Raw genomic sequence first — 25,851 nt, forward strand, 5'->3', positions numbered from 1 at the left:
GTAAAAGTCTTGTTAGTAATTTTTCATCTTTATTATATTTTTTATAATCCTCCGGTATTTTTTTTAATAAAAAATTCTATCTCCTTTGTAAATGTATACTCCTGCTCCTTCAATAATTTTAAATATCTTTCAATAATTTTTTTAAGCTTTGTATTCTTGTAACGGTTTAGGGTGTTCTCATAACTTTTAATAACTGAGGGCTTCACTTTATTTGAATAAGAATCAATTATTGGATTTTTTTCATCTCCTTCCAGATATATATGCAGATATGCATAATATATATTTTCTACCCTGTCATGACGTGTGGATTTTTGGTAATTGCTTAGATAATTCTCAGTTAACACACATCTGCTGGCAATCTCGTCCCATAGATTCGTCATATCTGTATAGTTTTCAATTATATGGCATGATTCAATCTTCATAATATCGATATAGTCCCTTAATTCTGCATTAACCCTACTTCCAAATTTGCTGATTTTTTCATAATCTATGGTGGCAATGTAAGTTCCATCGATATTTAAAATTTTATACCCACTTTCACAGATATTTTTCAAAAGTTTTTTTAACTCCTTATCTGGTATAGTATCTATTAATGAATAATCGAAATAAATTGGAAAGGTTTTTCTCATTAATATATCATAGTCCTTAGATAAAAGCCTTTCATTTAACTTTTCTATTTTCTCCTCCTGAGTTCTTAAAAAATCATCTACTATGATGCTTGCCTGTTCATTGTTTAACACGTTTATATTGTTATCAATAAAAGTATATATATAATTAAAATCTCTTTGCTCCTTTCTCAAAGCATCATAATTGTTAAATATTTCTTTAGCTAAATCTATATTCGACGTACTTACATAACTCTTTGAGTATCCAAAATAAAATAAAAAAGCAACAGCTAATAAAATTAAGATATATTTTGTATATTTCATTGCAATATATCTCCCCATCAAAACAATCTATCAATGTTATTTTATGTTGTTTAGTTTTATATTATAAACACAATTTGTGTTATTTTAAAAGCCAGAGGAAAGATTTTCTCCTTCTAACTCTGGCTGTCTTTTATACTAACTCTCTATTCTTGTATTATAACTAATGTTCCCTTTGGTAAATTGTTGTAAATCCATTTTGAATCCTGCATACCTAGCCTTATACACCCGTGTGAAGCTAGTTGTCCAAGTTTCTCTTCTTCACTTTTGATTACTTTACCCTTGTTATCTGTTGGTACACTATGGAACAGGTAATTTTTATTAAACCTCACCCAATTATATGCACCTTGTTTGTATTTTGCACTATAAAAATAATTACCTTTATCGCCTATTAAAAATCTACCTACTGGTGTTGGACTTGATTTAACACCTGTTGAACATTTCATTTCCCTAATTACTGTATCCTCTTTGTATACATATGTTTTTTGTTCACTTAAATCTACAAGAACCATATAGCTCTGATGAGGTTTTACATTTTTTATTAGAGATGTTGGAACATATCCTTTAATAATTTTAAGATTATTATAATCTCTTGCCTGAATTAATGAATAAGTTCCTTTATTTTGTAATACTTTTATCTCCATAAGACTTCCGTATGCTTGTCCAATAACTTTGGATCTTGGATTAGGTTGTTCTCTTATTAAAACTGGTTTCGTTTGCTCTGCATTTAAAACAGTAATGTTCTCTACATTGGCAAAATTTTTTGCATATACAGAGGTTACAGTTGATAGAATAATAGAAATTAAAATAAAAATAGTATTAAAAATTAATGTCCTTCTTTTCATGCCTTTCCCCCTTGACTTCTAATACCTTAAATTGACATTGCATTATGCAAATTTAGTCAATTTTACTTATATTACATCTAATATTCTATCAAATTCGTTTTATTTTGCAAATATATCTTTGTAAATTCACCTGGTTTTAAAAATCCTGCAAAATTTTTTCCAATGATATTATCTTGGTATATAACAATCTTTTTGCCACGCAAGAAAATATACTATTATCTATTTTATCAATTCTTTCAACCATATCATAGACTTCCTTTTCCCTGCTGACAATGATGTATTTTAAATCCTCATAATTAAAAGAGAGTCTACAGTTTTTGTAAAGAATTTTATTAAAAGCATCTACCTCTTTCACGAATTTGTATTCACCTAATTTCAGTGGCAAACCTAACCTTATTAATTCATTTATATCTGGAACATATCTCCATTCCCTTTCGTCATAGTATTTTACTTCTGCTGTTTTATTATCTCTAAAGTTTTCATATGGCTTTAAATATGTGGTGAATTGATTAAAATAAGCTGCTATCGTATTGAGTTTATCTCCCTTTTGGTTTTTATAATCACAATCAAAAAACGAGGAATCGTTGTCATAAAAAAGTTCAAATATTTCTCTAAGATATGTTGTGGGCAAAGACTCTTCTAATATATACATAACAGGATTTATTTTATTTTTTCTTCCCCATTCCTTTGACAGTCCTATTGCATATCTTCCATAGTAAGCTATGTGTTTTTTTATCTGAGATAATGGAATATCACAAAAACATATCATAGGAACTGCATATTTATAATTTTCTTTTGTTTTTTCTTTTGAAAATAGATAGCTAAAATCCTCTAAACAATATCTAGGATAAAAACCATTTATTAAACTATCTTCGATTTCAATCAAATCATTGGTAAAATGAAACAATGCATTGGCACTGATAGTTGAGCCGCTCATTTTATTGTCCTCCTTTATCTTTTAGCAATAACAAACGCCACTATTATGCCAGAGGCATCGAAAGTGGCGCCATATAAGTCAATTTCCATAATATTAAAGTCACACATTAATTAATCTTAATATTATTCTTTTTTAAAATTTAAAAATTATTCCTGGAACATTTATTTTTCCACGATATTAATAAGTCCAACTCCTTTGAAACCCTCTTTAAATACTAAATTTCCTTCAATAGCTTTAGAAGTTCCAGGTGATTTACCCTCTACTTTTTCGATAACTCCATTTTTTAAAAGTTTTTTTATCATCTTTGCATCAATCATAATTTCCAAAGTTTCTAAGGAATTTTTCCATATAGTAAACTTACACCCATTTTTCCATTCACTACAGTAAAAGGCCTTTGTGTTTTCAAGTACAATACCATTTTTACAAATTGGACATTGCCCTAAGTTAGTAAACTTTTTTTTACTTGTTTTGCTTTTATTGTCATCTGTAAATACAACTTCTTTATTTTCCTTCAGGCAAGTTTCAATTATATATTTTACATATCTTTTAATGCTGTTCATAAATTTATTTGAATCTAATTTACCCTTTGATATAGATGATAAACCCTTTTCCCATTTTCCCGTTGTTTCAGGGGATTTCAATTCATTTGGAACTATATCAATAAGTTTCATACCTTTTTCAGTTGGAACTAAATTCTTACCCTTTCTATTTATATATCCTACCTCAATTAGCCGTTCTATTATTCCTGCCCTGGTAGCTGGTGTACCTAATCCCCCATCCTTCAGCTGTTCCTTTAATTCTTCATCATCTATAAATCTGCCTGCATTTTCCATTGCAGATAAAAGTGATGCTTCAGTATATGCCTTTGGTGGTTTCGTTTCTTTATTTATAATTTTTGTATCTTGTATCTGATATTCCTCACCTTCCTTAATATCTGGAAGATTTTTTTCTTCATCATTTTCCGCTGATTCAATAGAATTTAATTCTGTCCAGCCATGCTGTATAATAGTTTTTCCCTTGGTTATAAAACTTTCTCCTTCTACTTCAGTCATAACAGTTGTTAATGTATATTTATAATCTGGCATAAAAACTGAAACAAATCTTCTAACAATTAGATCATATATTTTAAATTCTTCCTGAGTTAATCCTTTGATATTCTGACTTCCATCTGTTGGAATGATTGCATGATGATCTGTAATCTTAGTATCATCTACTATTCTTTTAGTTATTGTAAGTTTATCCTTATTCATAATATAATCTGTATATTTTCCATATATCTCTTTATCTAGCTTTCCTATTATTTTTTTTAGTTTTGGTATCATATCCGTACTTAAGTATCTACTATCAGTTCTAGGGTATGTAATTAGCTTCTTTTTTTCATATAAATCCTGGGCAACTGATAGTGTCTTTTGGGCAGAAAATCCAAATTTCCTGTTTGCTTCCCTCTGTAGTTCAGTTAAATCATAAAGCAAAGGTGGAGGTTGTTTCTTAACTTCTTTTTTTACTTCTGTTACCTTGGCTTTTTTTCCCTTTACTTTATTTAGCAGTTCTTTTGCTTTACTTTCATTGAATATTTTTGTTTCATTGTCCTTCTTATCAATCCAAGTCCCGGTAAATCCATCATATAGATTTACTATTTCATAAAATTTTTGAGGAACAAATTCATTTATTTCTCTTTGTCTTTGAACTATTAATGATAAAGTTGGAGTCTGAACTCTTCCTATACTTAATAGAGCATTATATTTTATTGAAAACGCCCTGCTGGCATTCATTCCTACAAGCCAGTCAGCCTCAGAACGACACTTTGCAGAATAATACAGATAGTCATATTCTCTGCTTGACTTTAAATTTTCAAACCCATCTTTTATTGCAGTATCAGTCATACTTGAAATCCACAATCTTTTAAACTCTTTTTTACATCCTGCCATTTCATATATATACCTGAATATGAGTTCCCCTTCTCTTCCACTATCTGTTGCACATACAATATAGTCGGTATCCTTGCTATTCATTAATTTTTTAACTATGGCATATTGTTTCTTTGTTGAAGCTACTGGTTTTAATTTCATTTCTATTGGTATAATTGGCAGATTACTGAATGTCCATTTTTTATATAATGGGTCATATTCCTCAGGTTTGCATAAAGTTATTAAATGCCCTATGGCCCATGTAACAATATATTTATCCCCTTCTAAAAATCCTTCACCCTTTTTATTGCAACCCAAAACCTTAGCGATATCCCTTCCAACAGATGGTTTTTCTGCAACTACTAAAACTTTTCCCATTTTATCACTCACTTTTCCTCTTTATGTTAATATAATATTTTTCTTTAGTATTTTAATTTATAACTACCGGTGTTCCAATAGGAACTTTATTAAAAAGTTCAATTACATCTCTATTATACATTCTTATACAACCATGGGATACATATTTACCTATTGATTCAGGTGAATTTGTTCCATGAATACCAATACCATTTACATTTAGCCCCATCCATCTTGCTCCAAATGGTCCTCCTGGATTAATTACTTTATTTATTATTTTAAATCTTCCCTTTGGTGTTGGTGTGGAAGGTTTTCCAACACCTACTTTATAACTTTTGATTATTTTATTATTTATTAATAAACTTAACCTTCTTTCCTTTGTATCAACTATAATCAAATAATTGGCTCTTAATAAAAAGAAAGCTTTTGCAAGTGGACAATAATACATGACATCACCTTTTAAAATTGTATACATTTAATTATATTATACTTTTTAAAAAAATAAGCAATCATAAAAATTAAATAAAAAAAACTTACAACATTAATGAAAATAAAAATGCCCATAATTTATTCAGATAATAAAACTACTCACCTTTAAAGAAGTTTTATATTATCCAAATTAACATTATGGGCATATTTTATTATTTTCTTATATATTTTAATAGTCGATTATTAGATTATATCCACCTTTTATTGTGATTTAAATTTGTTTTTTGCTTCTATCTGTTGTTTAAAGGCATGTAACCCAAGGGAAACGCCTATTACTCCATACGCAACGAATACTCTAAAATACTCACCAATCTGAGCACTGCCTAAAAGGTTTTTTCCAGCCAATGGCGATACGATAAACAAGGTGTGGAATAATATTATACCTATTATTGCCTGGCTATTTGTTGCCTTTGTAACTGAAGCCCCTCCGATTAAAAGAGCTGCAATTGCAAACATACCTACTTGTTCATGGCTTCCATAGGTATTCAAAGTACCAATATTTTGTAAGAAAATTAATTGTCCCCAAGCAGCAAGTACAGTGGATATGATTATTGCTGTTACTCTGATTTTGTCAACATTTATACCTGAAACATTTGCTACATGCATATCCTGTCCAACAGTTCTGAAATCCTGACCTAGTTTAGTCTTAACAATAAAAACATTGAATATGCAGATAGCAACAATAACAAGTATAGTTACAAATGGAACTTTGATAAACATAAATGAGGTTCTAAAAACCATAAGAGCTATAGATAAAATAAGTAATAAAATTGATGCTCCAACTGAAAAAAGATACTTCTCATTATCTTTTCTTTTTATTTTTTTTGTTTCTAAATATTTATAAATATTTATTACGATTAATATCAGCGATATTATCAATAAGGCTAGTGACAATGGCATCCTATAAAGACCATCCACAGCATATTTTATTCCACCAGAAAGATCTATTGTATTTTTTATTCCTATACCTCCACTTAAAACTAAAGTTGGATTTTTCATAGGAATAATTGTTCCTATAAAAAACAAGAACAGAAGCTGATATAAGCCATTTGCAAAAAATCCTAAAATCATACTGGCTATCATTTCCTGACCTTTAGTTTTATTTAGAAGTCTACCAGTAAAATAACCAAACAATATCGCCAATGGGGTACTAATTAATATACAAAGTAAGAATCCAGCAATGCCTGTTATTTTCCAGTGAGTAACTGCAATAATTGCTATTTGACCAGCCATAGCTCCAATAACAATACCAAAGTTTAAACCCATACCTGCAAGTACTGGTATAATAAGTGATAATACTAAAAATGCATTTCTAGCAATTCTTGTTATTAATTCTCCAGTAATAAAGGCTAATGATTGTCCAGAAAAATATATTCCAAATATACAAAGTACAACGAATAGAATCGTTACCATATTATCAAACAATATCTTTTTTACAATTCCTCCTAACCCTAAGCTGTTTCCTTTATCTCTTTGTAAATTTAAACTAGTATTTTCACTCATTCTATTCGCCACCTCCGCCAACCTTTGTTAGTGCATATAGGATAATCCCATTACTTACAATAATTCTTAAGACTTCAGCTAAATTACCTTCAGTAACAATTTTATTCGCTACTGGCAATGCAACTGTCAATAACCCTTGAAACAAAAATGTACCTAAAATAACATGGGATATCTTTGCATTTTTTGCAGATGCTCCTCCAATTAAAACTGCTGCTACTGCTGCAAAACCCATCATCATCGGTGCTTGATATAATTGATAAAAACCAAAACTCTGTGCATATGCAATTATACCAACTGCACCTAAAATCGTTGATAGCATGGTACCAATTATTCTTGACTTGTTAACATTAATACCTGAAGCACTTGCGAAAACTGGATTATCTCCTACTGCCTTCATAGCTATACCTGCCCTACTCCTTAAAAATCTCCACATAATAAAACAGCAAATTAAAAAGAAAGCTAAAAGACCTGTAGGAAAAACAATTCCTCCTATAGAAAAGCTAAAGAGGTTATCAAGTACCTTTGCATATCTTGAAGTAAGTGTAATTGTAGTTCTTAAACCTTTACCTATTGGCCATTTGATTTCAGGACTATTAAATGGCATGACCAACCATCCTATACACATAAGGGATACTGCTGAAAACCCTACATATGTAGATACCATCATTTCTGAGCCTTTAACCTTGTTTAAAAGCATTCCATAAAAATACCCAACTACTGCTGAGATAGGTACTGATATTAAAACTGCTACTGAAAAAGCCTTAAGTCCAGTTAAATTCATTTCAATACTTATTAGCCCACCGATTAAACCACATACAATCCCCAATGGCAAACCAAAATTAAGACCAATACCACATAATATTCCAGGGACCATTGCTAAAACTAGCACACCATTCATTCCTGTTCTTACTAAGGTATCAGAAATTAATGAACCTATTGGTAACCCTAATAATACTGCAAGTATACACAAAAATATAAAAAATGCAGTTATTATCAACCTTGGTATACCAATTCTATTGATAGTTTCTTGTAGCTTCTTAGGCATCCTCTAGTCCCTCCCTATTACGCAATTTGCTGTAATGTCCAGCCATCATAAGACCAAACTCAGCATCACTATCCTCAGGTTTTAAAATACCCTCTATCCTTCCCTCAGAAACAATAGCTATCCTGTCACATATTGCCCTCAATTCTCCAAGTTCGCTTGATGTCATAATAATTGTCATTCCTTTTTCTCTATTGAGTTTCAATAATAGATCTAGAACCAACTTTTTTGCACCAATATCTATTCCTCTTGTTGGCTCTGAAACAAAAAGTATTTCTGGTTCCATAGTCAAAGCCCTTGCTATGCAGACCTTTTGCTGATTACCTCCACTTAATCTTCTAGTTACCTGCTGTGGTCCTCTGCATCTTATATCCAGTTCCTTTATCATTTTTAAACTGTGCTGCCTCATTTCACTTTTACTTAATTGTGTAAACAAAAAATAATTCTTAATAAATTTCTTTTTGATTTGCATTGCAGTAATTGTGATGTTTTCTTCTATTGAAGTATCCAAAAGTAGTCCTACTCCCCTTCTATCCTCAGACACAAAAGCAATACCATTATTTAAAGATTCCTCTGGAGAGTTTAATTTAAGTTTTTTGCCCCTGAATATAACTTCTCCATCAGAGTTATATAATCCCATTATTCCATTTGCTATTCCTATCTTGCCTTGACCTGCAAGACCACCAATACCTAATATTTCTCCCTCTTTTATTTCAAGGTTCACACCCTTAACTTCCTCACCTGGCATTTGAACCTTTAAGTTCTTAATTGTCATTATATTTCCCTTGGATAAATTTCTCTTTCCATCACTCTTAGCAATTCGCTCAATCTTTCTTCCAACCATTAATTCTGCTAATTCCATTACATTTGTGTCCTTTTTATCTCTTGTTGCCACAACTTCTCCATCCCTTAAAATGGTTATACTGTCAGCAACACTCATTACTTCATCAAGTCTGTGAGTAATGAAAATAATAGCTATGCCTGAATCTGCTAATTTTTTCATTGCAGAAAGCAGAGTTTTAGCTTCACTCTCTGTTAAAACTGCTGTTGGTTCATCAAATACCAACAATTTTACATTGCTTTTGTCTATCTCCCTTGCAATTTCTACAAACTGCATGTAACCAACTGGCATACCTGCAATCGTTGCCCACTCCTCTATATTTATTCCAATAGTATTTAAAGCTTTTCTTGCATCCTTGTTCATATTTTCATAATCTAGACTTTTTAAATTTTCACCAAATACCCTGCTCAGAAGATTATGTTTAAGTATCTCTCTATTAAGCTTTATATTTTCTGTTACAGTGAAGCCTGGTACCAGCATAAACTCCTGATGTACCATACCTATCCCCTCATTCATTGCATCCTTTGGTGATTTTATATCTACCTTTCGTCCCTCAATTAAAAATTCTCCTTTGTAACCACCAGTACTATGTATAACAGGCATACCAAATAGTATATTCATTAAAGTTGATTTTCCAGCACCATTTTCTCCAAGCAGAGCATGTATTTCTCCTGCCCTTACGGATAAATTTATCCCCTTGAGAACTTTATTTCCAAAATACTCCTTTTCAATATTCTTCATCTGGAGAATATTTGCACCATTTTTCAAGTCCATCCCCCCGCATCCAAATTTAATTACGCAGAAGGCTGTCAAAAAGACAGCCTTTGCTGTAGATTTATTAGAATGTTATATAATCTGAAAGAATCATAAAGAAGTTATCAAATGTTTTGCCAGTACTTTCATTTTTAAAAGTATTTAAATTGATTTTCATACCAGCTATGCTTGAGAATATTTCTTCAATCTTAGATTTATCTACCTTTCCATTTGTCTTACCCTCTAAAAATGCCTTTGCATATTCAACTCCGCCTTCAACAAACATCATATTAACTGGAACTGGCCAAGTTGAGAATCTACCTTTTCCGCCCTTTTCTTGTATCTTCTTTCCAATTTCAGCAACAACATAGGACACATCACCCTTCTTATCATCAGGTATCTGTATTCCAAGTGCTCCTGGGTATCCATGATAAGGTGATGGGCAGCATTGTTGTGGATATATAGCTCCCTGCTCTAATACTGATTTTATAAGTGGTTCCTGCATTGCACAGTTTGTACTGAAAAATGCAGTATCCTTACCTAATTCCTTAACTTTTCTTGGAACATCTTCAAGAATGAATTGTTGTGCTCCTGGAACTCCAGCATCACCTGTTGGGTCTGGTGCAGTTGCATCAACAAACTTTATCCCATTCTTTTCACATTCTGCCTTAAATATGTCTCTTCTCATAGCAAGAAGTTGATAGGACATATGTCTTGGAAATGAATAATGAACAAATGTCTTTGCTCCCATTTTCTTTGCCTGAGCTATTATTGTTGTTCCCATTCCCAGCTCGTCAGCCTGAAGAACGATATCTGCCTTCCCTGCTATCATATCTGGGTCTTCACCAGGAACTCCAGCAATAAATAACATATCAGGCCTAGTTTCCCTGACTGCATCAATTGCCGCTGAAACCCCTGGAACAGCTTGACATATTACAATAGCTTTAACATCTGGATCAGATGCCATGGTTTTAACATTTGAAATTGTAGTTTCCTGTTCTTTCATAAAATTATCAGGATATGTTTGGAGAACGATCATATCTCCATATTTTGCTTTCATCTTTTCAGCAGCCCTATATTCCTCTTCACCCTGTGATACAGTACCAGTCATTATACCAATTTTAAAATTTTTTGAACTTGAAGTTGTACTTGAACCACAAGCTGTTAGTCCTACAACAACAAGGACTGATAAAATTAATGCTAATACTTTTTTAAACATTAATACCCCTCCCAAAGAATGTTTTAAAGAAAAAATCCTTTTCCCCCCTTTAAATAAAAATATATAGTTATATTAATAACTATTAACTGATTGGGTAAATCTTTTATATTCTTATTCTCCATTTTTTAAATTTTTCCTTCTTTTGAATTTCATTTTTTGTAAAATTTTGAATTTTACATCAGTTTATCTGTATTATATATATATTTATATTTATATAACCTTTAGAACTTGCTAAAAATTATCATAAGTTTCCTAATGGAACCCATAATAAAAAGGAGCAGATTATTCTGCTCCTACTTCATCCTCATTTTCCCAATATATATCAAAAATTATTCCATCAATAACCTTTTCTATTGTCCATAATTCCATTGGACCCGCTTCAGCATGATTTGCCACCCTTTTCCTTTTTCCATCATACTCTACTGTTGTTATAACACTAGCACTTTCACTCTCATTTAAAGAATAGTTATCGTCTAAGTCTAAAAAATTTAATTTATTAATTAATTCAACCAACCAATTAAAGTCATTTTTATCTATTTCACCAATATAACGTCCAATCTTTTCAACATTATCTTTACCTTCATATATTGCAGTGCCATCATTTCTAAATATAATCTTATACACCGGAAATCTCCCATAGCTCATTGTTCTTTCAAGTGTAATTTCTCTTATATCTGCTTTTTCAATTAAACCACTCATATAAAACATCCTTTCTTTCAATAAGGTAAATTGCTACAACAATAATATTATTTACTTAACCATACCATTTAAATCATATTATGAAAATAAACATCTGAAAACTCTATTTTTACACGGTCCAGGTTAGAATAATCTCCAAAATGCTTTCTGCTTGATAACTTTCTTTTCGGAAGCTTGCGTATAGGTAATTCTATAATAAATTCGCTTCCAACATTTATCTTACTATTTACGTATATATTACCACCGTGAAGTTCTATCAAGGACTTTACAATTGACAAACCTATTCCACTACCCTCACTACTTCTTGAAAGCGATTTGTCAACCTGTACAAATCTGTCAAATATATAGGTCAGTTTTTCCTCAGGAATACCAACACCCCAGTCTTTAACTGAAACAAAAAGTTTTTTATTTCTTTCATAAAGGCTTACAAATATTCTTCCATTTGTTCCTGAAAATTTTACTGCATTTGAAAGTAAATTCAGCATAATTCTTTCTATTTTTTCTGGATCCACTGAAATAACCTTTTCTTCTATTTCCGTGTCAAAAACTATCTCAATTCCAGCATCCTTTACATATTCTGCAACTGAAGTTACAATATCCTCAATAACTTTAACTATATCGCAATTTTTATATTCCACAGAAACACTGCCAGTATCGAGCCTCGATATATCTAATAAATTATTTACTAATCTGATTAATCTAAAGCAATTTATTCTCATCATTTCGAAATATTTGTTTAATGAATCTGTATCATTCTTCATTTTCTCATTATTAAGCATAAACGCACACATTTGCAAAGCGCTTAAAATAACATTGATTGGTGTCCTTAACTCATGAGATATGTTAGCAAAAAATTCTGTTTTAAGCCTATCGTATTCCAATGCCTCATTTAGAAGTTTTGTACTTTCCTCCATTTTTCTATTTATTTCTTCCATCTTTTTCTTTTCGGAAATATCTATATTCACTATCAATGTTGCTTTTTTACCATTGAATTCAATAAGCATTCTTATAGTTTCTAACTCTAAAACTTTACCATCGCAGACTCTGATTAATTTTTCCTCCCTCAATGGGATTATTCCGTTTTTTTCTATTTCTTCGAAATGACTGTAAAACTCATTTTCCGAATCAGGATGGGGATAAAATAACTGATTGATATTTTTCCTATTAGATCTTCTGGTTTATTTAAAGCAAAATACTTTGCAGCTGTCTTATTGGCAAAAACAATTTCGTTATCTATTCTTACGAAGATACCATAGGGAAGTAGCTCAATTAAGTCTCTATATCTTTTTTCGCTATCCCTGAGTTTTTCTTCTATAATTCTTTTTTCTTCAAGATCCTCTGCTAATTTTGAAGTCCTTTCTTCAACCAGTTTTTCAAGGTCTTCATTGCTCTTTTTCAGTTTTTCTTCGATTTCCTTTTGCCTTAACTGAACATACCCTGCCTTTGATAGCAATTCAGATAAATGAGCGTAATACGACATACAGTTATCAACCTGTTCCATCGTTATAACAGGTACCTTTAATAAAGCATCTATATATTCTTTTTCATCATAACCAAGTTCTTTTCCTTGACTTTTGAAGTAATCTATATCAGGCTTATCCAGAAAAAACTGACCAAAAACTATATAAGCTACATCTTCACCCTCTACCTTAATTGGTGTAAATGCCTCAACAAGCCCATTTTTGCAAACATAAATTCCATACCCTTTATCTGTAATCTCTACACCATTCAATGCCAAATCACTTTCTTTACATCTAATGGCACTCTTTTCATATTTTCTGTGGAAATTTGTGCATATACTTTGCCAACCGATTGAACTCAAAATATTCCCATCTTTATCTAATAATCCATGGGGTATACCAGTTATTTTATAAAAGTCTTTCATTAATTTTTCAAAACTTTGAATATCAACAAGGTCAGTGAAATTGTATTTCAATTTTTTCCCTCCTAGAATGTATGGAATATTTTAAAATAGGCTAGTTTAATCAGTAAATTCAGATTTAATATTATATAAAAATAAAAAAATATATTATAATCATTTTTTAATAAATATTAATTTTTGTTGTATTTTAGAGAAACTTGTTATATTATATCACTTCTCAAAATACATTTACAATAATTCCGAGAATTAAATGTTCGTCATTTTCTGACATTTATTTTAGCATAAAAAGAGAGTGGCTTTACCACAAAAGTCCACTCTCTTAACAAAAACAATAAAATTTAGCTCATTTCAAAATTTTATATATCTGATTTTCTTTGTCCCATACATAAATCCCCTCTTTACATTCAATTACCTCTCCAATTAAAGCTATCATCATAAGAGGATGTTTTTTCTCTTCTATTGCTTTCTTTTGCTCTTTAATGTCTTTCATTACATCAGCAATACTTGCAAGCTTATGGTTTTCTGAGAAATCCGGAAAAAAATACTCCATGAAAACCAATCTAACTTCCTCAAGATTTTCACTATTTAAAACTAAAGGCATATAATTTTCATCTTTATATATAATACTTTTTCTTACTTTTTCACCTTTATTGTCTTCTATACTGTACTCTGCCTCTAGATTATAAATATCACCTGATTTTATTACTATCTCTGTTCCGTTAGCTAGTTTAGCAAATAGATTCTTTTTAATCATAACCCTTCTTGTCATAAATTCCCCCCAAACTTTAAATAATTTCATAGTATTCTATAATCATTAATAAGCATTTGAACTGATATGTTGTTATTCCATTCATTAATAGAAGGTTTAAAAACTATATCCATTTTCAAATTTATTTCCATTGGATTTCTCATTACCTCTTCTAAAGGTATATCCTCCACATACTCTTTCAAATTAGTAATTAACATGTCTGCTTCAGAAAATTTAACTGCAGTCATTGAAGTTTCAACCCCTGATTGTTTACATAAAAATTTAAACATATCTTTATTTTTTCCTATAATATCTATCTTCTCAATAATAGTATTTTCTATTTTAAACAATGGCTCTTTGTTTCCTTTTCCAAAGGGTTCAAGCTTTTCAATCTCATTTATAAATTCCATATTTATATCCTGGATTTTGAGTACCTCATCAATATCAATTTTACACGTCAAGTCCTTCTCAGTTAATTTACAATTTTCATTTAACATTTTTCTGAATCCATCAATATTTTCTTCTAGCAGGGAAAAACCTGCAGCCATTGGATGACCTCCAACTTTAATCAACAAGTCTTTACACTTTGTTAACTCACTAAACATGTCATACTCTTCTATAGATCTTCCTGAACCTTTAGCTGATTCCTTTGCCTTTGTAATAACTAATGCAGGCCTATTATATCTGTCTCTTAATCTTCCAGCAATAATTCCAGCTAAACTCTCATGCAAATCATGTTTATACACAACTAAGACTTTGTCATTAATTAATTTTGAATTTTCTATTTGCAATATTATTTCTTCTAAAGCTTTATTTGTCAAATCCTGTCTTTCCTTATTTAATCTCCTGAGTTTCTTTGCCATATCTTCAGCCTTAGATTCATCCTCACTCATTAATAACTCTACTGATATTTCTGCACTTTCCAGTCTCCCAGTAGCATTTATACATGGTCCAAGCTGAAATCCTATATTCCCTGACCTTAACTTTTTTCCTTCATAACCAATTTCTCTAATCAGTGCCCTCAGACCTTTGTTTGTTGTTTGATTTAGCATCTTTATGCCAATACTTGCTATTATTCTATTTTCTCCTGTTAATTCTACAACATCACATATAGTTCCTATAGCTGCTAGTTCTATAAATTCATGTAGTTCTTTTGAATCAATTTTACATTTATGGTACATAGTCTGAATAAATTTAAATGCAACACCTGCACCACAAAGGTGCTTAAATGGATATTTACAATCACTTCTTTTAGGATTAATTACTGCATCTGCATCAGGAATTAACTCAATTTTTTCTCCTCTTTCATTAACTTCAAATGGAATCTCATGATGATCTGTTATAACTACTGTCATACCTAAACTCTTAGCAAGCTTTACCTGCTCAATGCAAGAAATACCATTATCACATGTTATTATGACTTCACACCCATTTTTATGGAGTTTTTTTATTGTTTCACTATTAAGACCATATCCTTCTTCTATTCTATCTGGAAGATGATAGCTCACCCTAGCTCCACACTTTAACAGACCCTTATACATTATTGTTGTACTAGTTACGCCATCACAATCGTAATCTCCGTAAATAACAATTGATTTTTTTTGATTTATTGCATCCAAAATTATATTCGTTCCCTTATCCATGTCCATCATGTTTCTTGGGGAATGTAAATACCTTAATTTTGGATTTAAAAACTTTTCTGCATCATCTATATTCTGTATACCTCTTGAATAAAGAATTAATCCTAATGCCTTGCTAACCCCTAGGGTTTTAGAAAAATTATCTATATCTTCAACATTAAAATCATTTTTCATTCTCCATATTGTCTTCATTCTTGTCCTCCATAATTTATAATAATCTTTATGAGCAATAATAGCTTAGCTGTCCCATATAAAAAAGAGGGTTATACCCTCTAAAGATCCACTTGCTCTTTTTTGCTATTCCCCTTAAGAAACTCCCATTTTGTTTCAGCGGTAATTATAGCTGATAATATTATAACACATCCTAAAAACATTTTTAGCGTAAACTTTTCACCTAACAGTAAAACTGATAATAAGCTCCCAAAAACCGATTCCATGCTAAGTATTATTGCTGCATGAGTTGAAGTAGTGTATTTCTGTGCTGTGGTTTGAATTAAAAAACATATCAGTGTACTGAATATTCCAAGATAAAATACAGCAAAAATTCCATATGAAGATAACGCCTTAGGTAATGGTTCAAATATCAGCGCTGATGCAACAGATAAAACCGTAGCCACTCCCATTTGAACAATAGTTAAAAGAACCGGGTTCAAATTTTCTGCAAAAAAGCCTGTAGATACAATATGAAAGGCGAATAATAAAGCACATAGTAATGTCAGACTATCACCTAAATTTATACTTAAATTATTATCTAATGTTAACATTCCAATGCCAACAAAACATAAAAATGCAGCTATTACCGAAAATTTATCCGGTCTTTTTTTATTTATTAACCAGTATAAAAAGGGAACCATTACTACATTGGTACCTGTCAAAAAAGCCTGTTTTCCTGCAGTTGTATACTGAAGACCAATAGTCTGCGCTGCAAATGCTGTAAATAGAAAAAGACCAATAACACTTCCTCCAATTAATTCTTTTTTGTTTATTTTTATTAAATTTTTCCAGAATACTATACTCATTAGAACAAAGGCAATCCCAAACCTCATAGCCATCATGTACAGAGGTGTTACTGAATTTAGAGCATTTTTTACAGCAACAAAGCCACTTCCCCATATTACCGCCACCAGCAATAAAGATAAATCTGCAACAAGGCTCCTTTTTTTCTCTGTTAATTTCATTTACATCCCCCCAATATTAAATATGAAAATATTTGACTAATTTTATATTCACACCTCACTAGATAAATAAATCTTTATTAAAAAAATTGTCCTTTTTGATTACTTCTATAAAAACATCTACTAAATCAGGATCAAATTGCGTTCCCTTATTTCTCATAATCTCTTCAATTGCCTCTTCTTTTGTCAAAGCTTTTCTATATGGTCTGTCCGATATCATGGCATGGTAAGCATCCGCAATACAAACTATTCTTGCAAAGAGGTGTATGTTTTTACCTGCTAAGCCATCTGGATATCCACCTCCATCCCATCTTTCGTGATGATTTCGTATACAAGAGATTATGGATTTTTCTTTTACAATATGTCTTACTATGTTATTACCAAGTATAGTATGGTTCTTTATTATTTCGTATTCTTCTTTTGTTAATTTAGAAGTATTTCTAATTATTCCATCCGGTATACCAATTTTACCACAATCATGAAGAAGGGCACCAATTTTTAACTTTTCTCTTTCCTTTTCTGTTAACTTCAATCTCTCTGCAAGGAGCATTGAATATCTTGTTACTAATTTAGAATGTTTACCAGTGTAATCATCCTTTGCATCAATTGCTTCTGCTAAGGTTAAAACTGAATCGATTAGTAATTCTTTCTTTACACTGTCCTTGGATGTATAGCTGACAATTGCTTTCATATTTTCGTTGTAAACGTTACACTGGTTTCTTCCATTTCTTTTTGAATAATACATTGCTAAATCAGCTTTGCTTATTACATTCTTAACGCTTTTACCATTATCAGGATAAGAAGCTATACCTATGCTTATTGTTATGGGAAAATAATCTGCGTATTTCTGTATCTTTTCACAACTGATAACAGATAGCCTTAGTCTTTCAGCAATGACTAAAGCCTGGTTTACATTCTTATTTTCAAGTATTGCAACTATTTCCTCCCCGCCAAATCGAAAACCCTCACCAAATCCGCCAATATGTTCCTTTACTATTTTTCCTATTTCCTTAAGAACCATATCTCCAACAGCATGACCATAGGTATCATTTATAATCTTAAATTTATCAATATCACAAAATAGAATTGATATATTCTCTATTCCATTATCTATTAATTCCTGAAATTTTTCAAACAAAAATCTATGATTATACAAAGTAGTTAAGTCATCTGTATTAGATAATATTCTTAAACTCTCATTCTCTTTTTTATGCAGATATAAACTATCAATCATTTTATTAAATGTTTCAGCTAAATTTAAAATTTCATCAGCCCCATCAACTTTAACATGCATCAATAGATTTTCTTTTGTCATATCCATAAGTTGCTGTTCTAATTTTTTAATAGGACTTATTATTCTTTTACTTAATTGTACTCCGGATATTATAAGTACAGTAAGTGATAATAGAAAAATAAAAAATAAATTCTTTTTTATTATATTCCGTGCCAAAATCATTTCATCCCTGGTATCCACAACATAAACATTTATTTTTTTATTTAAACCATTCTCCCCAAATGAACTTTTACCGATAATATATTTTTTATCTATTATCTTTATTTCATCAGTCATATTGCCAATTATTGATTCTATGTTTTTTCCATACATAGTTTCACCTGGAGATATTATTTTATCATCAAATTGAAAAATAATATCATAACCATATTTTATTCTTAAATCGTCAAGAAAGTTTTTAGTTATCTTTTTTCCAAAAATAACAACACCTCTACTTGGCCCTGTACTATCAGATTTCAATATAGGAGATACTGAAAGAATATATACTTCATTATTTATCTTCTTTATATAGCTTGTACTTTTAAGTCTTTTCATTTTATATCCATGCAGATCACCATCAAAAATATCCTCTTTAATGATATCGTTTTTGATTTCAGAATCTAGTCCATACTCACATTTTATCTTATTGTCATTATCAGCAATTAAAATTAAATCAATTTTAAAATGCTCTGGCAGCCACAAAGTAAAATTTTCCTCTAACCATTTTTTATCTATATTTTCTTTTACAACAAGTTCATATAGTTCATCCCAGTTTGAATAATCCACTATTACTTGTTCAAGCTGCTGACATTGGGATTGTAAAATAATTTTACCCTGGCTGACTTTCCCTTTAATATTATCCCTTTCAATTTTTGAAATATATTTAAAAATAGCAAAATGGTTTAACAAGGCATTTCCAAATAATATAACAAGTCCCACAATTAACATAATGACTATAATTTTAAATTTCATACTGTTTGTATACTTCCTGCATTTTTTAACGTTCATATAACCACCCCAAACAAGATGTCTTGATAAAGCTTATTCTAATTTTATTCAATTTTATCATAAAATTCAAAGGAAAAATGTCGTAATATGTTATAGATATATTTTCCAAAATTAAATAAAGGGGCTGTGGCATTAGCAACTAAAAAATACTAATGTCACTACCCCTTTATTTTACAATTAAAGTCTTTGGTGATATGTCCTTTTTATAACCTCCAGCTGTTGTTCTTTAGTTAGTTTGTTAAAATTAACTGCGTAACCTGAAACCCTTATGGTTAAATTGGGATATTTGCCTGGATTCTGCATTGCGTCTATCAAAAGTTCTTTATTTATCACATTGACATTTAGATGGTGCCCACCTTGAATAAAGTATCCATCAAGAATTGCTATAAGATTTTCAATTCTTGTTTTCATGTCTTTTCCTAGTGTTTCAGGTGTAACTGAAAATGTGTTAGATATACCATCTTGACAAACGTCTTTATATGGAATTTTTGCAACTGTATTTAAAGAAGCTATAGCACCATTAAAATCCCTGCCATGGAAAGGATTAGCACCTGGAGCAAAAGCTTCTCCTGCCATTCTCCCGTCTGGAGTAGCACCTGTCTTTTTTCCATAAACTATATTAGATGTTATCGTTAATATAGAAAGTGTGTGTTTTGCATTTCTATAAGTCTTATGTTTTTTTAGTTCTGAGATGAACTTTTTTACGATTTCAACAGCAATGCTATCTACACTATCATCATCATTACCATACATTGGATAGTCATTTTCTCTTACAAATTCTACAGCTATACCGTTGTTTCTTTTAACTTTTACCCTTCCATGCTTTATGGCACTAAGTGAGTCTGCAACTACTGATAGCCCCGCTGCTCCAAATGCCATGTATCTTGTAATATCTGTATCATGCAATGACATAAGAGCTGCTTCATAAGCATATTTATCATGCATATAATGAATCACGTTCATAGTGTTTACATATAACCCTGCAACATATTCTAAGACTTTGTTAAAATTATTCATTACTTCATTAAAGTCTAGTTCACATCCATCTATTTCATCTATCCCTGGTACTACCTTAATCCCAGTAACTTCGTCTACCCCTCCATTTATTGCATATAAAAGTGCCTTTGCAAGATTACACCTTGCCCCAAAAAACTGCATATCCTTTCCCATCCTCATAGCTGATACACAGCAGGCTATTCCATAATCATCTCCATATATTTCTTTCATTAAATCATCATTTTCATACTGAATTGAATCTGTTTTAATTGACATTTCTGCTGCGAACCTCTTAAAATTTTCAGGTAAATTTTGGGACCATAGGATAGTAATATTTGGTTCTGGAGAAGGTCCTAAATTGTTTAATGACTGCAAAAACCTGTATGAAGTTTTTGTAATCAATGTTCTTCCATCAGAGCCCATACCCCCAATAGCTTCTGTAATCCAATTAGGATCTCCTGCAAACAGACTATTATATTCAGGTGTTCTAAGATGCCTAACTAGCCTTAACTTTATTATAAATTGATCTATTATTTCCTGGGCTTCTTCTTCGTCTATTATTCCCCTTTCTAAATCTCTTTCAATATAAATATCAATAAAGGTGCTTGTCCTGCCTAAAGACATCGCTGCACCGTTATTTTCTTTTACGCCAGCTAAATATCCAAAATACAAAAACTGCACAGCTTCTCTTGCACAACCTGCAGGCTTTGATATGTCAAATCCATAGTTCTTTGCCATATCTTTAATATCTTCAAGTGCCCTTATTTGTTCACTTAACTCCTCACGCATTTTGATTAACTCTTCTTCGAAATTTCCTGTTAATTTTATAAAATCCTGTTTCTTGTTTTTTAATAAAAAATCTATTCCATATAATGGAATCCTGCGAAAATCTCCAATAATTCTGCCCCTTCCATATGCATCAGGAAGACCTGTTAATAAGCCTACTTTTCTTGCAATTCTCATTTCCTCTGTATACACATCAAAAACGCCTTGGTTATGAGTTTTTCTAATCTTGTTGAATATACCTTTTATTTTACCTGGTAACTCATATCCGTAGGATTTGACTGCTTCTTCTGCACATCTGATTCCGCCATAGGGGTTTAAAATTCTTTTTAATGGCTTATCAGTTTGTAATCCTAATATTACTTCATTTTCTCTGTCAATAAATCCTGGGGGGAAACTATTGATTCCTGAAATTCTTTCTGTATCAACATCAACATAGTTTTGCTTCATCTCAATATCAATTAATTCCATTGCCTTTTGCCAAACTATTTTAGTTTTATTGCTAGCTGCTGATAGAAAATCTCCATTACCTTCATAGGGTTTATAATTTTTCTGAACAAAATCCCTCACATCAATATAATTCATCCATTTTCCTTCATTAAAACCTTGCCACTCCTGAAATATCATTTTAAAAACCTCCTAGTCTTGTTGATAACAAATTCAGGAGTCAAAAAAAACACAAGACCACCTGAACTTGCGCCCAGGCGGTCGGCATTTCACAATCACACTCCATGTGGTAACTCCACTTCCGCCAGTCATGTGATTGAAACTAAACTAACGCTTTAGGAAAAGCATATCATAATATTAATTCCCAGTCAATACGGTAATTATCGCTATAATGCATACTTTAAAATAAAAATATGTGATTTTATTCGTCATCTTGCTTTAGGAAGACCTTTAACAGGTTTTTTCATGCCAGATTCAACATCAACTATTACTGGGTTTTCTTCATTTGGCTTATAGGATTTATTTTCTTTTATTTTAACTTTTTTCGTCATATAATAAACTCCTTTCAACGTGAATTAATACCATTCATTATTATTATTTCTATAAATATTAATTATATCCCTTAAAAGTGAAGCTGCAGCTGGAATTGTACCAGAAGCACCACCAACTATCGTTAATTCACCCAGTGTATCTGAATAGTATTTTACTGCTTTATTTTTACCTTCCACGTTGTAAAAATCGCTTAAGAAATTTATTTTTTCCAATTTGACAGAAATGTTAACATCATCACCTGTCTTTTCAGCTGTTCCTATTAATTTATACCTTTTTCCTTCTTCTTTTGCTTTTTGAATCTTTTCAACAGTAATGTCAGTTATTCCTTGAATGCTTATATCCTCTATTTTTTTGTTAGATTTCATTATGACATTAGATAAAATCAAGATTTTTGTTGCTGTGTCAAAGCCTTCAACATCCAAAGTTGGATTAGACTCAGCAATGCCAAGTAACTGTGCAGTTTTTAATGCTTCTTCATAACTTACTATTTTGTCTTCCATTTCCTTTAAAATAAAATTTGTGGTACCATTTAGGACTCCTTCTATTTTATATACATCACTTCCAGCTAATTCAATTATCCCCCCGTTTATAGATGGAAGGGCACCCCCAGTTGTACAGCCTATACCTAATCTGGCCTTATTTCTTTTAGCAATTTCTGCTAATCCATGATAATCAATTAAAACTGGGCCCTTATCGGCAGTCACAACGTTTATTCCATAACTCAAAAATTTCTTTATATAAGTAATTCCTGGTTCCCCATTATTTTTATTCGTTGGAGTAGCTAAAATAACAGTTTCTATTCCACAAGCTTTAATTAAATCGATAACATCAACATCTTTCTTAAACTCTATATTATTTTCTAACAACTGACCATTTTCTAATTCTCCAATTAAATTATTACAATCAATTCCAAATTGACTATAAACAGCTCCCTTTGAATTTGCCACTAAACATAGTTCTAATTCAATATTATTCAACAGCAAAAAATTTTTCTTCATAGCAAGCAGCTTAATAAAAGCTTTACCAACATTTCCAACACCTATAAGAGCCAAACGCATGTAATCACCCCATTTTCTACAACAAATTTAATTCTCTCTTGTCAATAACCAAGGCCCTTCCGCCCACTTTAACATTTTTTATTTCATCATTTTCAAAATTTAATGAAACCATTATTTCTGATGGCTTATTCATTGAATATCCCTGCTCAAATATCAAATTTCCTGCATTTTCTTTATCAATCAAACCATATTTATATAAATAGCAGCTTAAAGCACCATTTGAAGTACCAGTTGCTGATTCTTCCGGAATATCATAAAGGGGAGCAAAATTCCTGCAATGAGCTGTAGAATTTAGTTCCGTTTCTAAAGTGAACAGGTGATACCCAGTCACGTTATACTTTTTACTTATATATGCAATCTTCTTAAAATCAGGTTTGATTTCATTTAAATCCCTCATGCTTCTAATTGGGACAAATATATCCCTAAGACCAGTTGAAACAACTTGGAGAGGTAAATTGGGAATGAATATATCCTCTTTAACCTTTAATGTATCTGCAACCTCACTTTTATCTATTATTTCTCCAAATTTGGGTTCTGTTTGATCCATCAGTATATATCCATCCTTTAATACCTCAATATCCAAAATTCCAGCTTTTGTTTCTTGTTTAAAAACACCTTTTTCTATTATTTTTTTCTCAGCCATTAAACTAAAAGCTGCTATGGTTGCATGTCCACATAAATCCACCTCGCCATTAGGAGTAAAAAAGTTCAACTTAAAATCAGCATTCTCTGCTCTTTGAATAAATGCAGTTTCTGAAAACCCTAAATTCGTTGCAATATTCTGCATGATTCTCTCGGATAAATTACCTGCATCAAGTACTACCCCCGCTGGATTCCCCCCAAATTTTGTTTTTGCAAAGGCATTTACAGTATAAACAACAATCTTCATTATTCATCCCCCATATATCACAATATTTTTACTATGGTTCTTAGCCATTTATTACGGTAACTACATTGTTATTAAGATAGATAGTAAAATCTTTATAATACATAATTTCAAAAATACCGTATTTATTTGAAATAAATTCTGTTCTATCTGGGTTCCCCATGTTTAAAATCAAATCATCCCTTTTCATACCAACATTTAACATTATAATCTTGTCGGTGGTAGGTTTTTCATTATACAACTGAACCCATTGCTCAGATGGTATATATTTTTCTACTTCAATTTTTATTTCATCTGACAAAGTTCCTTGATAATCTGGATTTAACTTTGCAACAATTTTTTTAAGTTCCTTTAAATCTATCATGTTAGTTTTTGTCAATTTCTTATCATTTTTTGAACCTTCAATGTTGTTTTGGCTATTTTTTATAAATAAAAGTAATTCTATATAATTACTTATCTGTTCCTTTTGTGCAGAGTACATCCTTCCATTTACTTCATTTAATTTCTCAATTGCCTTATCATAGTTTTTCTGCTGTATTAAATTCTTAATCTCATTTAGTGTTTTATCTGTTGCCTCAAACTTTATTTTTTCATTTAATTCCTTTAATTTAAAATTTATTACTTTTCTTAGTTCCATAATGTCTTTATAGTATTCTGGATTTTTTGCTTCTTTTAATAAAATCTCCTTTTTATCGATATACAATAATGCCTTTTTGTATCCTTTTACTTCCTCATTATATGTCTCATACTTTTCAAAAAACAGTTTATGAGGGTAAATATAAGAATACAACTCTTCTGAATCTTTATAATGAGTTACTTGTTCCATTAAATTTAAAGCACTTATCCAATCCCCCTTTACTATATAGTTTTTAGCTTCCTGATATTTATTTTCAGTTACATTGCTGGCATAGAGAAGCATTCCAAAAATACTAACAAAAGCAACGATTAGAATAGTTAATATAAGCTTTATGAATTTCAAAAACATTCCCCCCCTTTGAAATTATGCATTAATTCAACAGCATTTAATAAAAAAATTCAGTCTGCTTACAAAGTCATGAATAATTATATAAATTTATCTCTCCTTATCTAAATTAGAAATATCTCCTGAGTCTTACATCCTTTTAAATATTTTTTATCTGCCAATCAATAGGATTTTTACCTATGGATATCAGAAAATTATTTGTTTTAGAAAAAGGTTTGCTTCCAAAAAATCCCCTGTTTGCAGATAAGGGACTTGGATGTGGAGATTTAATTATCAAATGTTGTCTATTGGTTATAATATCAGCTTTTGCCTGAGCATAATTACCCCATAAAATAAATACAATGGGGTCTTCTCTTTCATTGAGTATCTTTATAATTTTATCAGTAAATATTTCCCATCCTTTCCCTTTATGTGAATTAGGTTTACCTTCCATAACAGTCAAAACTGAATTTAGTAACAAAACACCTTGGTCTGCCCAGGATTTTAGATATCCATTATTAGGTATATAGCAGTTTAAATCAGCCTTCAGCTCTTTAAAAATATTTATTAAAGATGGCGGTGGTTGTATACCTGGTTTTACTGAAAAGCTAAGACCATGGGCCTGATTGGGCCATGATAGGGATCTTGTCCTAATATTACAACCTTGACATCTGAATATGATGTATAATGCAATGCATTAAATATATCAAATTTATCTGGATAAATTACCTTAGTTTTATACTCACTAATAAGAAACTGTCTCAGCTTTAAATAGTACTCCTGATTAAATTCATTCTCTAGATAATTCTGCCAATCGTTTTTAAATATCATCATTTATATCACCCTAAAGTATTATAACATATTTAAAAGACTACATTAATAAAATATTGCGCTATAATGTTTAATGGGTATTTTTTCTTTTTA

General features: G+C 30.9%; 21 protein-coding genes, 1 pseudogene and 1 riboswitch. All 22 genes and pseudogenes read right to left on the reverse strand.

Translation table 11 applies throughout. The annotated features are described in order from the left end of the window. Positions 1-41: 41 nt before the first annotated feature. Complete coding sequence (locus tag Q428_RS07015) at positions 42-929, reverse strand: hypothetical protein (RefSeq protein ID WP_035379497.1); 888 nt, start codon at positions 927-929, stop codon at positions 42-44. Positions 930-1,072: 143 nt separating this feature from the next. Continuing rightward, a complete protein-coding gene (locus Q428_RS07020) occupies positions 1,073-1,771 on the reverse strand; it encodes a L,D-transpeptidase (protein ID WP_051515025.1) in 699 nt (232 codons plus the stop codon). Positions 1,772-1,907: 136 nt separating this feature from the next. Next, positions 1,908-2,708, reverse strand: a complete 801-nt coding sequence (locus Q428_RS14480) for an abortive infection system antitoxin AbiGi family protein (RefSeq protein ID WP_051515026.1) — start codon at positions 2,706-2,708, stop codon at positions 1,908-1,910. A gap of 161 nt (positions 2,709-2,869) precedes the next feature. Further along, positions 2,870-4,993, reverse strand: coding sequence for a DNA topoisomerase III (locus Q428_RS07030; RefSeq protein WP_051515031.1), 2,124 nt, complete (start codon positions 4,991-4,993; stop codon positions 2,870-2,872). A gap of 52 nt (positions 4,994-5,045) precedes the next feature. Then, on the reverse strand, positions 5,046-5,420 hold the full coding sequence (locus Q428_RS07035; RefSeq protein WP_035379499.1) for a L,D-transpeptidase: 375 nt from the start codon (positions 5,418-5,420) through the stop codon (positions 5,046-5,048). A 242-nt stretch (positions 5,421-5,662) separates the two neighbouring features. Beyond that, entirely contained in the window at positions 5,663-6,964 is a 1,302-nt protein-coding gene (locus tag Q428_RS07040; protein ID WP_201769263.1) for an ABC transporter permease subunit, read from the reverse strand. A 1-nt stretch (position 6,965) separates the two neighbouring features. Further along, positions 6,966-8,009 carry an ABC transporter permease subunit gene (locus tag Q428_RS07045; RefSeq protein WP_035379501.1) on the reverse strand — a complete coding sequence of 348 codons (1,044 nt, stop codon included), beginning with the start codon at positions 8,007-8,009 and terminating at the stop codon, positions 6,966-6,968. Continuing rightward, entirely contained in the window at positions 8,002-9,615 is a 1,614-nt protein-coding gene (locus tag Q428_RS07050) for a sugar ABC transporter ATP-binding protein (protein ID WP_341349015.1), read from the reverse strand. The genes Q428_RS07045 and Q428_RS07050 overlap by 8 nt, the downstream gene beginning before the upstream one ends. A gap of 70 nt (positions 9,616-9,685) precedes the next feature. Further along, complete coding sequence (locus Q428_RS07055; protein WP_035379505.1) at positions 9,686-10,819, reverse strand: DUF3798 domain-containing protein; 1,134 nt, start codon at positions 10,817-10,819, stop codon at positions 9,686-9,688. Positions 10,820-11,101: 282 nt separating this feature from the next. Then, entirely contained in the window at positions 11,102-11,518 is a 417-nt protein-coding gene (locus Q428_RS07060; RefSeq protein WP_035379507.1) for a DUF6438 domain-containing protein, read from the reverse strand. Positions 11,519-11,586: 68 nt separating this feature from the next. Beyond that, entirely contained in the window at positions 11,587-12,585 is a 999-nt protein-coding gene (locus Q428_RS07065) for a sensor histidine kinase (protein WP_051515028.1), read from the reverse strand. Between the two features lie 20 nt (positions 12,586-12,605). Continuing rightward, positions 12,606-13,454 carry a PocR ligand-binding domain-containing protein gene (locus Q428_RS07070; RefSeq protein WP_051515029.1) on the reverse strand — a complete coding sequence of 283 codons (849 nt, stop codon included), beginning with the start codon at positions 13,452-13,454 and terminating at the stop codon, positions 12,606-12,608. 289 nt (positions 13,455-13,743) lie between these two features. Then, positions 13,744-14,169, reverse strand: coding sequence for a hypothetical protein (locus Q428_RS07075; RefSeq protein ID WP_035379509.1), 426 nt, complete (start codon positions 14,167-14,169; stop codon positions 13,744-13,746). 26 nt (positions 14,170-14,195) lie between these two features. Next, positions 14,196-15,980 (reverse strand): single-stranded-DNA-specific exonuclease RecJ, encoded by a 1,785-nt coding sequence (gene recJ / locus Q428_RS07080; protein ID WP_035379511.1) that lies wholly within the window; start codon positions 15,978-15,980, stop codon positions 14,196-14,198. 80 nt (positions 15,981-16,060) lie between these two features. Then, a complete protein-coding gene (locus Q428_RS07085; RefSeq protein ID WP_035379513.1) occupies positions 16,061-16,966 on the reverse strand; it encodes a DMT family transporter in 906 nt (301 codons plus the stop codon). Positions 16,967-17,024: 58 nt separating this feature from the next. Further along, a complete protein-coding gene (locus Q428_RS14485) occupies positions 17,025-19,244 on the reverse strand; it encodes a diguanylate cyclase (RefSeq protein WP_051515030.1) in 2,220 nt (739 codons plus the stop codon). A gap of 177 nt (positions 19,245-19,421) precedes the next feature. Continuing rightward, a complete protein-coding gene (pflB, locus tag Q428_RS07095; protein WP_035379531.1) occupies positions 19,422-21,647 on the reverse strand; it encodes a formate C-acetyltransferase in 2,226 nt (741 codons plus the stop codon). 67 nt (positions 21,648-21,714) lie between these two features. After that, a riboswitch (ZMP/ZTP riboswitch) is annotated at positions 21,715-21,792 on the reverse strand. 106 nt (positions 21,793-21,898) lie between these two features. Continuing rightward, complete coding sequence (locus tag Q428_RS16335; RefSeq protein WP_278244881.1) at positions 21,899-22,021, reverse strand: hypothetical protein; 123 nt, start codon at positions 22,019-22,021, stop codon at positions 21,899-21,901. A 24-nt stretch (positions 22,022-22,045) separates the two neighbouring features. Further along, positions 22,046-23,080 carry a homoserine dehydrogenase gene (locus Q428_RS07100; protein ID WP_035379514.1) on the reverse strand — a complete coding sequence of 345 codons (1,035 nt, stop codon included), beginning with the start codon at positions 23,078-23,080 and terminating at the stop codon, positions 22,046-22,048. 16 nt (positions 23,081-23,096) lie between these two features. After that, entirely contained in the window at positions 23,097-23,969 is an 873-nt protein-coding gene (locus tag Q428_RS07105) for a PhzF family phenazine biosynthesis protein (protein ID WP_035379515.1), read from the reverse strand. 40 nt (positions 23,970-24,009) lie between these two features. Then, on the reverse strand, positions 24,010-24,945 hold the full coding sequence (locus Q428_RS07110) for a hypothetical protein (RefSeq protein ID WP_035379516.1): 936 nt from the start codon (positions 24,943-24,945) through the stop codon (positions 24,010-24,012). A gap of 142 nt (positions 24,946-25,087) precedes the next feature. After that, a pseudogene (locus Q428_RS07115) lies at positions 25,088-25,761 on the reverse strand (uracil-DNA glycosylase). Positions 25,762-25,851 lie beyond the last annotated feature (90 nt).

This window comes from Fervidicella metallireducens AeB, assembly GCF_000601455.1.
Taxonomy (GTDB): Bacteria; Bacillota; Clostridia; order Clostridiales; family Caloramatoraceae; genus Fervidicella; species Fervidicella metallireducens.